This window comes from Fusobacterium sp. DD2, from assembly GCF_018205345.1.
In the GTDB taxonomy this organism is placed as follows: domain Bacteria; phylum Fusobacteriota; class Fusobacteriia; order Fusobacteriales; family Fusobacteriaceae; genus Fusobacterium_A.
The window spans coordinates 1-13,071 of the sequence record NZ_JADRHM010000066.1; the positions used below are offsets into that span (position 1 = coordinate 1).

Sequence of the window (13,071 nt, forward strand, 5' to 3'; positions counted from 1 at the left end):
CTTGAAAATATTAGTTTTCCAAGTCCTTAACTTTTTTAATCTACCTTTTCCAGTTCAACTGTAAGCTTTAATCTCTTTAATCCATTCTTTAAAGCTTTTATCTTAGCTTTACTTATTTTCATCTCTGAAAGCTCTTCATCTGGTGCATCCTGAAGTTTAGAAATTCCATTGTACTCAGTTACAAGTTTTTCCACGTCTTTCTTAGTAAGTTTTCCAATTCTTCCCAATACTCTATATCCCTTAGGGCTTACCTCTTTATCAAGGGTACTGTATGTTTTACCATATCCCAATGCACTTGAGAAATTTTCAATTCCTAAAAGTTCATCGTCATTTAAAAGACTTATCTGCTCTTTTACATCTTTGTATTCCATATTATCTGGAATGTAGTCTTTTATAAGATTTAATTCATCTTCCTCTATATCCTGATTAAGGTTTTGGAACTGTAAATTCAGAAGTCTTCCTTCTACTCCTAATTCAAGAATATAGCTTTTTATCTCAGCACCTATTCTTCTTAACATCTCAAATCTCTGAAGAGTAGTTGCAACTTCATACATTGTTACAGTATTATCAAGTTCCAAAATAGTAAGATTTCCCAGAGATCTATCCAATACAAACTTATATCTTTCCATAGTCTTAATAGCCTGAGAAGCCTCACTTTCTATTGCTACAGTCTCTTTAAGTCTATATTTTACATCATCTTTGTATAAAGTTATTACATTTCTTCTTTCAGATACAGCTATAACAAGTTTACCTGTCTGCTGAGCTGCTCTTTCTGCAGTTCTATGTCTTGTTCCACTCTCACTTGAACTGAATCTTCTATCAGGTTGTAGATGAATATTGGCACATAAAATCTTTTCACATTTATCATCAAGAATTATTGCTCCGTCCATTTTGGCCAGTTCATAAACTCTTTCTGGGGAAAATTCGCAGTCTAAAAGGAATCCCCCGTCACTCATTTTCTTTACGGCATCATCATACCCAACTACTATTAGAGCTCCCAATCCAGCTTCTAATATATTGTTAAGACCATCTCTAAGAGCTGTGCCTGGAGCCACAAACTTCAATATCTCTTCTAATTTTTGGCTATCCATCTCTATTCATCCTTTCTAAAAGTTCTTCTAAATTTTTCAAGTAGATCAGTTTTAGATTATAATTATTTTTTTCTATCTCTTTTCTATTTGTTTCAGGTACATATACCCCTTTAAAACCTAATTTTTCCAGTTCTCTAAGACGCTTGTCAATAAAAAATGCCTTTCTTATCTCTCCTCTTAGTCCCAGTTCTCCTATTGCTGCTATTTTCTGGCTTATTTCCACCCCTCTATACACAGATAGAAGAGAGATTAAAACAGCAAGGTCTGCAGCAGGATCTGCAATTGACAGTCCACCTGGTACATTTAAAAAGAGATCTTTCATGCCCAGAGCAAGTCCCATCTTTTTTTCTGCTACAGCTACTAATATCTGAATTCTGTTTCTATCAAATCCCTGTACTATTCTTCTTGGTATTCCAATACTTACATCTGTCAAAAGTGTCTGTATCTCCATTAGAAATATCTTTGTCCCTTCAAGTACTGGAACAACCATACTTCCTATATTTTTTTCATCTCTTTCACTTAAAAAGTATTCAGAGGAGTTTTTTACCTCTTTCATTCCATCCTCTTCCATACTAAATACTGCAAGTTCATTAGTTGATCCAAATCTGTTTTTAGTACTTCTTAAGATACGATAAAATAGCCCCTGTTCTCCCTCAAAGGTAAATACAGCATCTACCATATGCTCCAAAAGTTTTGGTCCAGCTACCTTACCATCCTTTGTAATATGTCCAACAATAAAAAATGAAATATTATACTTCTTTGCAAGCTCTATTATTTTCAAAGTACACTCTCTAATCTGAGTAGGTGTGCCAAGAATAGAGTCTATAACTGAATTATACAACGTTTGTATAGAATCTACAACCACTACAAGAGGTTTTTTTACAATAAGATATTCATAAATCTTGGAAATATCTGTCTCAGACATCAAAAATAGCCTGTTACTCTTTATCTTAAGACGCTCTCCTCTATTTTTAACCTGTGCTGGAGATTCCTCTCCTGAAATATATATTACATCTCCATAACTTGAATACTCACTTGCAATCTGTAAAAGAAGAGTGGATTTACCAATTCCTGGATTTCCAGTAATAAGTATAACTTCACCTTTTAGAAGTCCTCCACCTAGTACTCTATCAAATTCATCAACTTTTGTAGTAAGCCTATCCTTTTCCTCAAAAGTCACTTCATTAAAAGAAAAAACATTCTTAGAAGTATCTGCAACAGAAGTTGAAGAGGAAAGAGGTGCCCCTGCAGAAGTTGAGATATTGATCTCCTCCTCAAAGGTACCCCAGCTATTACATTTTGGACATTTACCTATCCATTTTTCAGTCTTATATCCACATTCACTACATACATAAAAGCTTTTACTCTTCGCCACTGCAACAACCTATCCTTTATTTTTTACGGCTTTTAGCCTTCTCTCTTATTATATCAATAAGCTTATCATCTACAAAAATATCCAATCTGGCTCCAACACTTGCAGCTTCACGAACTCCACTTGAGCTAAGATACATATACTCTCTAGCTGCTGGAATAAAGATTGTCTCAATATCTCCATATGAAAGATCGTGATTTACAAATGCATATCCAAGTTCATATTCAAAGTCTGATACTGCTCTTAATCCTCTGATTATGATATCTGCATTATTCTGCTTCATAAAATCAATTAAAAGTCCATCAAAGCTTTTAACTTCAACTTTATCTCCAAAGTGATCTACAAGCATCTTTACCATATTTTTTCTCTCTTCAAGTGTAAACCAGCAGTTCTTATTTGTGTTGTTCATTACTGCTACTATTACCTTATCAGCAATTCTAAGTGATTTTTTTATAACATCATAGTGCCCTTTAGTAATAGGGTCAAAACTTCCTGCATAAACTCCAATTCTCATAATTCCATCCTTACTTCATCAAAACTATGTCGAAACTGTAATCGTCACGCCCATTGTTTTCCAAAATTAATTTTTTATTTTTATGTTTAAGATATTCTAATGCAAAGTCATAGTACGTATCTCTAAATGCCTCTTTTAATTTTTTTGAAAGAGATATTTTAATAGAACTTATATCACTGTCAAAAGAACACTCTTTAAGCTCTTTTAACATATCATGGATAATTGCCTCTTTAGATTTTATCTTTCCTGTTCCATTACACATAGGACATGTATCCTGAAAATAATGAGACAATGGTTTTCCAGTTCTTTTTCTTGTCATCTCAATAAGACCTAAATCAGTAAAATGTACTATATTGTTCTTTATTCTATCCTTTGCAAGATTTTCCTCTAAAGTCTCCAGTACTTTTTTCTTATCTTCATCAAGTCTCATATCAATAAAGTCAATTATTATGATTCCACCAAGGTTTCTCAATCTCAGTTGTCTTGGTATCTCTTTAGCTGCTTCGATATTTGTATTTACAACTGTTTTCTCCAGATTATAAGTTCCTGTATTTTTTCCAGTATTTACGTCAATACTTACCAAAGCCTCAGTTTTTTCTATTACAAGATAACCTCCACATTCAAGAGGAACTTCCTCTTTCAGTGCAGATTCTATCTCATGATTTATGTTGTATAGTTCAAAAATATTTTCATCGTGATCAGGTTTAAAAAGCTTTATCTTAGTTTTAAGATTAGTTTCACTAAAAGCATTAATATAGTCTATTATCTCCCAGTATACTTCCATATCATCAACAATTAGTTCATCTACATCAGTAGTAAAAATATCTCTCAATACTGTTGTAACCACTCCATTGTCTTTATATAAAACTTCACCTATTTTAGCATCACTTGTTTTTTTCTCGATATCTTCCCATTTTTTTACAAGGTACTCCATCTCCCTTTCAAAATGGAAAACTGTTTTACCTTCTGCAGCTGTTCTTATTATTACTCCCATATTCTCTGGTGTTATATCTCTAAATAGTTCTTCAAGACGATTTCTTTCATCTTCATCTTTAATCTTTTTAGATATTGCTATATGGTCGTTATTTGGCATTAAAACCAAAAATTTACCTGGCAGGGTATAATGTGTAGTCACTCTTGCTCCTTTTGTCCCTCTGGGCTCATTAAGGACTTGTACGACTACTTCATCTCCTACATTAAGTATATCTTCAATAGGTCTACTGCTATTATTTATCCCATCCAGATAAGTTTCTTCAAATTCCCTCAAATCATTTACATATAAAAAGGCGTTTTTTTCAAGGCCTATATTTACAAAAGCAGATTCCATCCCTGGTAGTACATTAGCAACTTTTCCCTTGTATATGCTGCCATTAATACGCCCCTCTTCTGCTCTTTCTATCAATATCTCCATTACCTTTCCATCTTCAATGATAGCTGCTCTTGATTGGAATTTATCTATGTTGATTACTATCTGCTTCATTCTCCTTCAACTCTCTCCTTAGTACATCTAACCTAGAATATTTTTTTCCATTCACAACTATATCATCTCTATCAATTGAATTGTCTATAGTGATATTGAAGTACTCCTTTAATCTTAATCTATTAGCTTTTTTTATTCCAACATATCTGGATACACTTTTTTCATTAGCTAAAATATCCAATTTTTTCTCTTTTTCAACTATCTCTTTAAAAAAGTCAAAGTATATCTCTGTTTCTACAAGCTCTCTAAATGCTGGATGGAAAGGACCACCTAACACTGTTCCTTCCTCTCTTAAATCTTCGCTTGGCTGAAGTCCAACTCTTATTATATTCACTCCATTTATTTCTAGAAGTGCATATATCTTTCTTGTTCTCTCAATGGCTTCCTCTATTGATAGAGCATGATACTCTCCATCTCTATACATATCTGCCATCTTTGTTCCCTTGATTACAAGTGTTGGATATATTCTTACCATTTCAGGTTTCATCCCAAGAGCTTTTACTGCAGTTTCATAATCACTTTGAGTAGTTGATTTTGGCAATCCTATCATAAGCTGAATTCCCAAACCAATTCCAGCTTCTCTAATAAGGTTACATGCTTTTTCAACTACCTCAACTGGATAATATCTCTCTGTTGCTAAAAGTACTTCCTCATCTAATGACTGAACTCCTAATTCTACTGCTGTTACCCCGTATTTTTTTAGTTGTGCTACTATCTCTTCATTTATGCAATCTGGTCTGGTAGAAAGTCTTATACCATCTATCAGCCCTCTTTTTATATACTCATATGTTGCCTCTAAATATGCCTTTTGCAGCCCCATAGAAATTCCTGTAAAAGTTCCACCAAAGAAAGCCACTTCTTTCTTGGACTTCTTTGGAAGAGTTTTTAAATAGGTCTCTATTGTTTCGATTAAATCTTCTATTGTGACGTCAGTCTCTCTTCCATTTATCTTTTTCTGGTTACAAAAAACACAAGAATTTGGGCATCCAAAATGACTGATAAATATCGGAATATTATAATGTTTCATGTATTTTTACCCCTAACTCTTTACATAGAACTTTAGCTGCTGCCTGTTCAGCACTTTTCTTATTTTTCCCACTTCCAACTGCTACAAGTTCTTTATCTACTCCATTATTTATCTTAACTGCAATTTCAAATATTTTTTGATGATCTGGTCCAATCTCATTTATTACCAAATACTCAGGAATAATCTTATATTCCTTTTGACTATATTCCTGAAGAATTGTTTTAAAGTCAAGAATCTCTTCATTGGTATCCACATTATCTATTGAGTCTTTAATATGGCTCAATGCAAATTTTTTAGCTGTTTCAAAGTCAGAGTCTATATATATAGCTCCTAATATCGCTTCAAAAGCATCTCCTAATATTGAACTTCTCTCTCTTCCACCTGTCAGTTCCTCTCCTCTACTTAAAAGAAGATATTTTCCCACTTCTAATTTTTTAGAAATAGCTGCTAATACAGGCTCACTTACTACCATAGATTTTATTTTTGCTAAATCTCCCTCTGTTGAGTTTTCATAGCTTTTATACAAATATTCAGTAACGACAAGATCTAGAACTGCATCTCCTAGCAGTTCTAGTCTTTCATTACTTATTTTTTTGTATTTTCTATGCTCATTTCCAAAGGATCTATGAAGAAGTGAATTTTTAAGAAGATCTTTGTTATTAAAAGAATATCCAAGATTTCTTTCAAAATCTAAGTAATTTTTCTTCAAAATTCTCCTCCTCTTACCTAATTTTATTTATATTTTCTCATAGCAATAACTGCGTTGTGCCCACCAAATCCAAGAGAACTCGACATTGCAACTTCTATATCTGCATTTACTGCTTTGTTAGGTACATAATTTAAATCACACTCAGGATCTGGATTGTCATAGTTGATAGTTGGTGGTACCACTCCATCAGCTAGTACTTTAGCTATAAATACAGCTTCCATTCCTCCTGCAGAACCAAGTCCATGTCCAGTTGCACCTTTAGTAGAAGATACTAAAAGATCTTTTGCATGGTCTTTAAATACAGCTTTTATAGCTGCTGTTTCATTTCTATCATTTGCTGGTGTAGATGTACCGTGAGCATTTATATATCCAACCTCTTCAGGTTTGATATTTCCCTCTTTAAGAGCCATGTTAAATGCTCTTACTGCTCCTTCTCCACCATCAGCTGGTGCTGTAATATGGTAAGCATCACAAGTCTCTCCATATCCTACAACTTCAGCATATATTTTTGCTCCTCTTTTTTTAGCTGATTCAAGCTCTTCTAAAATAAGGATTCCTGCTCCCTCTCCCATTACAAATCCATCTCTGTCAAGGCTGAATGGTCTTGATGCTTTTTGTGGTTCGTCATTTCTTGTAGAAAGTGCTTTCATATTTGCAAATGCATTCATTGCAAATGGAGTTATAGCTGCTTCAGTTCCTCCAGCTATCATAGCTTTAGCTCTTCCGCTCTTTATCATTTCAAATGCATCACCAACAGAGTGAGTTCCTGCAGCACAAGCTGTTACAACTGCTTTATTTGGTCCTTTTGCACCAAAATATATAGCTACGTTTCCAGCAGCCATATTAGCAATCATTCCAGGAATTGTAAAAGGTGATATTCTTCTTACACCTTTTTGAAGCATAGTTTCATGTTGAGCTTCAAATATCTCTATTCCTCCAATACCTGAAGATACAATAACACCAACTTCATCTGCATTAGTTTCATCTATTGTAAAATTTGCATCTGCAAGAGCCATTTTAGTAGCTGCAATAGCAAATTGAGTGTTTCTAGCTAATTTTTTTATCTCTTTTTTTTCTATACCAAAATCTAAAGGATCAAAATCCTTTACTTCTGCTGCTATTTGAACAGGCATATCTGTTGTATCATAAGATGTTATCTTATTAATTCCAGTTTCACCATTTAATATTCTTTTCCAGCTTTTTTCAAGTCCAGTTCCTAGGGCAGTTATAAGTCCAATTCCTGTAACTACTACTCTGTTCACAATATCACCTCAAATTAATTTTACTATATACAAATAACGGGGTACTTAAATACCCCGTCTGGCTCTATTTAATTATTTGTTGCTAATATAATCAATTACATCTTGAACTGTTTTTATTTTTTCAGCATCTGTATCAGGAATTTCTACGTCAAATTCTTCTTCAAAAGCCATTATTAATTCAACTGTATCAAGAGAGTCTGCTCCTAAGTCTTCTACGAAGTTTGCTTCAGGTACTACTTGCTCAGGTTCTACTCCTAATTGTTCTACTACTATTTCTCTTATTTTATCTAACATTTTTTTCCTCCTTAATTTTTCTTTATGTCTATAAAGTATTTATAATAGATTTTACATTATATTTTGTAAATCTTCAAGCTTTTCTACATTTTTTATTTCAAATTCTTTATCTATTTTCTTAATAAGTCCAGATAAAACTTTTCCTGGTCCAATTTCATAAATTGTTGTAACTCCCTCTGCTTTCATCTTTTTAACAGTGTCAACCCATTTTACAGGACCAAAACTTTGTGCATAAATTTCAGCTTTTATCTCATCCACATTTTTTATAATTTCTGCAGTTGTATTAGCTATTAATTTAACATCTGTCATTTTGAAATTATATTTTTCTGCTTCTTTCTTTAACTCTTCTCCAGCTTCTTTCATAAGTGAAGAGTGGAAAGGTCCAGATACAGCAAGAGGTAATGCTCTTCTAGCACCAGCTTCTTTTAAAGCTACACATGCTCTTTCTATAGCATCTTTCTCTCCAGCTATTACAGTTTGTTTAGGTTCGTTGAAGTTTACTGCTTCTACTACTCCATCAACTGTTTTCAATACTTCTATTATCTTATCAGATTCAAGTCCTATGATTGCTGCCATTCCACCATTTACTTTCTGTGCAACATCATTCATAAACTTTCCTCTAGCTGCAGTTAATTTTACAGCATCTTCAATAGAAAGATATCCAGCTGCTCCAAATGCAGCATACTCTCCTACTGAGTGTCCAGCAACAAAATCAGGTTTTATACCTTTTTCTTCAAGAAGTTTTGTCAGTATAAGACTCATTGATACTATTGCAGGTTGTGTATTTTTTGTTTCTTTTAATGCTTCTGCTGGTCCTTCAAACATAACAGTTTTCAAATCAAAATCAAGACTTGAAAATAGTTTGTCAAACTCTTTTCTAGCAGTTTCGTTATTCTCATAAAGTTCTTTTCCCATTCCAACGTATTGTGCACCTTGTCCTGGAAAAACAAAAGCTATTTTAGACATCTAATCCTCCTCCGATTACGTGCTTAATATATCACAGCACTTTATTTATGTCAATCTTTATTAATATGCCCATTTAATGATTAATGATCCATAAGTAAGACCTGCTCCAAATCCTGTTAAAGCAATTATATCTCCTTTATTAACCATTCCTCTTTCATATGCCTCTCCTAGAGCTATTCCTACTGATGCAGAAGATGTATTTCCATATCTTTGCAGATTGATGTAGAATTTCTCTATTGGAGCGTGAATTCTTTTTGCTGCTGCTTCAATTATTCTTATATTTGCCTGATGTGGGAATACCATCTTTAAATCTTCAGATTTCATTCCAGCAATTTTTAAAGCTTTATTTGTAGCACTTGGAAGAGCATGTACAGCAAATTTAAATACATCTTTACCCTTCATGGTTACAAAATTTTCTCTGTTTTCAACTGTTTCAGCTGTATTAGGTTTTTTAGATCCCCCTGCAGGTATCTTTAAGATATTGTCATCTTCTCCTTCAGCTCCAAGATATGTTCCTAAGAATCCATATCCCTCTTCAACTTCTGATACTACAGCTGCAGCTGCTCCATCTCCAAATAGCACACAGGTATTTCTATCCTGCATATCTATTATTCTAGATAGTGTCTCTGCTCCTATTACAAGTATATTTTTATATACTCCACCTCTTATCATTCCACCTGCCACTGTAAGACCATATATAAATCCACTACATGCAGCATTGAGGTCAAAGCATGGTATTCCTTTTTCTCCAAGTTTTTCCTGTACCAGACATGCTGTAGCCTGTACAAGATAATCAGGAGTACAAGTTGCAACTAGAATAAGATCGATATCTTTTATTTCCATTTTTGCATTTGCTAAAGCTTTTTTAGCAGCTTCTACACATAGATCTGAAGTTGCCTGCTCAGGAGATGCAAATCTTCTTTCATGAATTCCTGTTCTACTTCTTATCCATTCATCAGATGTGTCAATTAATTTTTCGAACTCAAAGTTTGTCATAACATGTTCAGGTACATAATACCCTATTCCTTTGATTCCAACGCTTTTAAAATCCATTTTTCCTCCTAATAATTATATCTCGCTCTCTTTTATATCAATAATATTTTTTAATTCATCTACAAATTTCATTTGAGCAAATCTATTTGCAACTTTTATAGCATTCTTTATCCCTGTAGCATCAGAGTTACCATGAGCCTTAATAGAAAGCCCATTTAACCCTAAAAACATAGCTCCACCATATTCAGATGAATCCATCTTTGTTTTTATAGCTTTTATAGCTGGTTTTAAAAGTAATGCTCCAATCTTATAGATAATTGATTTTTCCACTTCCTCTTTTATAGATGTAAGCATAAACTTTGCTATGCCTTCAGATGTCTTAAGTACAATATTTCCTGTAAATCCATCTGTTACTATTATATCTATATCTCCATCCAGCATAGATGTACTCTCTACATTTCCAACAAAATTTATTCTTTTGTTTTCTCTTAATAACTCATATGAATCTCTTGTAAGCTCATTTCCTTTTCCCTCTTCAGTACCTATATTTAGAAGTCCAACACTTGGATTTTTCTTTCCAAGTAAAATCTCTACATATTTTGTTCCCATCATAGCATACTGATTTAAAAATTCCGCTTTGCAATCTGCTGTGGCACCTAAATCAAGCATAAGCATATTTCCCTTTTTATTTGGGAACATAGTAGCAATAGCTGGTCTTAGTACCCCTTTAATCCTTTTCAATTTCAACTGGCTTGCAGTTATAAGTGCTCCAGTATTACCTGCAGACACTGAGGCATCTACCTTTCCATCCTTTACAAGTTCTAAGGCTCTGTTCATAGAGGAATCCTTTTTACTTCTAACAGCATTTACAGGTTCATCTGTCATAAGTATTACCTCTCTTGCATCTAATATCTCTATTCTATTATTATCAAATTTATATTTTGAAATCTCTTTTTCTATTATCTCTTTCTGTCCAACTAGCACAAGCTCAAGATCTTCTATCTCTTTTAGAGCTTCCATAGCTCCTTTTATTGTTTCAATAGGTGCATTATCTCCACCCATAGCATCTAATGCTATTTTCATCTTTCTCCTCCTGATTACAAATTATCTTCCTATATTATACATTAAAGATAGCTAATTTGAAAACTTTTTTACTTTTAATCTGCTTTTTTTATAATAAAATTACACCTATATTTTTATTTTTTCATCAGCAACTCTATGTATAATGATAGCTATTGGTAAATCTACATCATTATAACATAACAGGAGAAAAATATAACTATTTTCAATAAAATTTATATAATTCAGAATAAAATAAAAAAAGACAAGATCAACTCTTGTCTTTTTTTATCTAATTAAACACTTTAAATTACTCAGCTTGTTCTGTTAAAACTTCTTTACCTTTGTAATCTCCGCATGCAAGACATACTCTGTGTGGTCTCTTAGGTGCTCCACATTTTTCACAAGTTGTTAAAGTTATTCCAGTTAAAGCGTGATGAGATCTTCTCATGTTTTTCTTAGCTTTTGATGTTTTCTTCTTAGGTACTGCCATCTTAGTTTCCCTCCTACTTACTTATCTTATTTAAAAATTAATTTTTTATTTGTAATAATTGTTGCCACCTTGGGTCAATCCCGTCATCCTTATATTTTTCAATATGTGAATCATCTTCACACTTAGGCTGACATTGTGGATATGGAGGCAAATCAAGTATTATATACTCTCTAACCAAATTGTCTAAATCAATCTCTCCATCTACTACTTCATCATATATCTCTTCATCAGTAATATCACATTCTTGACTTAAACCTTTTAAATATTCTCTGTACTGAGTTTCATCTAAAAAAGTAGCTGTAAAATCATTTTCTAAATCAATTACATTTTCCTTTAGACATCTTACACATTGAGTGTTGACTTTTGTCTTATAGTGCCCAGTCAGTTTTATTTTTCCATTGTTGTTAACAGCTGTTCCAATTATATGTACTCTTTCTGCAAGTTCCACATCTTCCATACGGTCAATGTAAAAATCGAACTTTAGAGTATTAGCCAAACCTTCATTAAAATCCTTAATCAAGAGTTTCAAAGCAATCTCCTCCAATCGTACACCTAGATATTCTACTAAGTTTTTTAGATATTGTCAAGTAATTTTTCTTAACAATCGAACTTTTTCAACTACACGTTGAATAAAAATTCCATTAAATCTCCATCCTGAACAACGTAATCTTTTCCTTCTAATCTAAGAACTCCAACCTCTTGAGCTCCCTTCCATCCAGAATATTTTACAAAGTCATCATAAGATACAACTTTAGCTCTTATGAACCCTTTTTCAAAGTCAGTATGGATAACTCCTGCTGCTTTTGGTGCAGTATCTCCAATGTTAATAGTCCATGCTCTTACCTCTTTAACTCCTGCTGTAAAGTAAGTTTGTAGTCCTAATAACTTGAATCCTGCTTTTATAAGTCTGTTTAGTCCTGCTTCCTCTACTCCTAAAGCTTCAAGAAACTCTTTTTTACTCTCTTCATCATCCATCTCTTGAAGTTCAGCTTCAACTTTAGCAGAAACTATTACAACTTCTGATCCTAAATCTTTAGCATATTCTTTTACTTTTTCAACATATTCATTTCCTTCTGCTAAATCATCTTCTGATACATTTGCAGCAAAAATCATAGGTTTTATAGTAAGAAGTTGATATACTTTTATAAGATTTGCTTCTTCTTCATCTAATTGTAGAGTCTTTAATAATTGGAAGTTTTCGAGATGTGCTTTACATTTTTCCAATACTGGCATAAGTGCCATTGACTCTTTTATCTTATTAATTGCAAGTTTTTTATGTTTTTCAATTGCTTTTTCAATTGTTTCCATATCTGCAAATATAAGCTCATTGTTTATAACCTCTATATCTCTTATAGGGTCTACTGAACCACTTACGTGAATTACATTATCATCTTCAAAACATCTTACAACCTGACATATTGCTGCAGTTGATCTGATATTTGAAAGGAATTTATTTCCTAGTCCTTCACCTTTAGCTGCTCCTTTTACAAGTCCAGCTATATCAATAAATTCAACAGTTGCATGCATAACTCTTTGAGGATTTACTATCTCTGCAAGTTTATCTAGTCTTGCATCTGGTACTGTTACCATTCCAACATTTGGTTCTATTGTACAAAATGGATAGTTAGCTGCCTCTGCTGCCCCTGCTTTAGTTATAGCATTAAAAAGTGTAGATTTCCCAACATTAGGAAGTCCTACTATTCCTATTCCAATCATTAAAAGCCCTCCTGAAAATTTATATTACTCCAAATTCTATCATATATTAAATATTTTGTAAATACCTATAAATTTTTGTAAAAAATCATTAATCA

The 13,071-nt window shown here is 33.0% G+C and carries 14 protein-coding genes; all 14 read right to left on the minus strand.

The features are described from left to right. Window positions 1–35: 35 nt before the first annotated feature. The 14 genes from disA to ychF all read right to left on the minus strand — a co-directional run bounded on the left by disA (window position 36) and on the right by ychF (window position 12,976). Window positions 36–1,091, minus strand: coding sequence for a DNA integrity scanning diadenylate cyclase DisA (gene disA, locus IX290_RS09335; protein ID WP_211492946.1), 1,056 nt, complete (start codon window positions 1,089–1,091; stop codon window positions 36–38). After that, the gene (gene radA / locus IX290_RS09340) at window positions 1,084–2,466 is read right to left on the minus strand and encodes a DNA repair protein RadA (protein ID WP_211492947.1); all 1,383 of its coding nucleotides are present in this window, start codon (window positions 2,464–2,466) and stop codon (window positions 1,084–1,086) included. Before radA ends, disA begins: the two co-directional genes overlap by 8 nt. A 16-nt stretch (window positions 2,467–2,482) precedes the next feature. Continuing rightward, entirely contained in the window at window positions 2,483–2,977 is a 495-nt protein-coding gene (coaD, locus tag IX290_RS09345; protein WP_211492948.1) for a pantetheine-phosphate adenylyltransferase, read from the minus strand. Between the two features lie 10 nt (window positions 2,978–2,987). Next, window positions 2,988–4,457, minus strand: a complete 1,470-nt coding sequence (locus tag IX290_RS09350) for an Rne/Rng family ribonuclease (protein WP_211492949.1) — start codon at window positions 4,455–4,457, stop codon at window positions 2,988–2,990. Further along, window positions 4,429–5,484 carry a radical SAM protein gene (locus IX290_RS09355; protein WP_211492950.1) on the minus strand — a complete coding sequence of 352 codons (1,056 nt, stop codon included), beginning with the start codon at window positions 5,482–5,484 and terminating at the stop codon, window positions 4,429–4,431. Before IX290_RS09355 ends, IX290_RS09350 begins: the two co-directional genes overlap by 29 nt. Beyond that, entirely contained in the window at window positions 5,471–6,193 is a 723-nt protein-coding gene (gene rnc / locus IX290_RS09360; RefSeq protein ID WP_211492951.1) for a ribonuclease III, read from the minus strand. The genes IX290_RS09355 and rnc overlap by 14 nt, the downstream gene beginning before the upstream one ends. Window positions 6,194–6,216: 23 nt before the next feature. Beyond that, a complete protein-coding gene (gene fabF, locus IX290_RS09365) occupies window positions 6,217–7,455 on the minus strand; it encodes a beta-ketoacyl-ACP synthase II (RefSeq protein ID WP_211492952.1) in 1,239 nt (412 codons plus the stop codon). Window positions 7,456–7,527: 72 nt separating this feature from the next. After that, window positions 7,528–7,749, minus strand: coding sequence for an acyl carrier protein (gene acpP, locus IX290_RS09370; RefSeq protein ID WP_101474074.1), 222 nt, complete (start codon window positions 7,747–7,749; stop codon window positions 7,528–7,530). Window positions 7,750–7,800: 51 nt separating this feature from the next. Continuing rightward, the gene (fabD, locus tag IX290_RS09375) at window positions 7,801–8,715 is read right to left on the minus strand and encodes an ACP S-malonyltransferase (protein WP_211492953.1); all 915 of its coding nucleotides are present in this window, start codon (window positions 8,713–8,715) and stop codon (window positions 7,801–7,803) included. 60 nt (window positions 8,716–8,775) lie between these two features. Then, window positions 8,776–9,768: a beta-ketoacyl-ACP synthase III gene (locus IX290_RS09380; RefSeq protein WP_211492954.1), complete on the minus strand. Its 993-nt coding sequence runs from the start codon at window positions 9,766–9,768 to the stop codon at window positions 8,776–8,778. A gap of 15 nt (window positions 9,769–9,783) precedes the next feature. Next, entirely contained in the window at window positions 9,784–10,791 is a 1,008-nt protein-coding gene (gene plsX / locus IX290_RS09385) for a phosphate acyltransferase PlsX (protein WP_211492955.1), read from the minus strand. Window positions 10,792–11,077: 286 nt separating this feature from the next. Next, the gene (gene rpmF / locus IX290_RS09390; RefSeq protein WP_211492956.1) at window positions 11,078–11,260 is read right to left on the minus strand and encodes a 50S ribosomal protein L32; all 183 of its coding nucleotides are present in this window, start codon (window positions 11,258–11,260) and stop codon (window positions 11,078–11,080) included. A 37-nt stretch (window positions 11,261–11,297) separates the two neighbouring features. Further along, window positions 11,298–11,789 (minus strand): DUF177 domain-containing protein, encoded by a 492-nt coding sequence (locus IX290_RS09395; protein ID WP_211492957.1) that lies wholly within the window; start codon window positions 11,787–11,789, stop codon window positions 11,298–11,300. An 89-nt stretch (window positions 11,790–11,878) separates the two neighbouring features. Further along, a complete protein-coding gene (ychF, locus tag IX290_RS09400) occupies window positions 11,879–12,976 on the minus strand; it encodes a redox-regulated ATPase YchF (protein ID WP_211492958.1) in 1,098 nt (365 codons plus the stop codon). Window positions 12,977–13,071 lie beyond the last annotated feature (95 nt).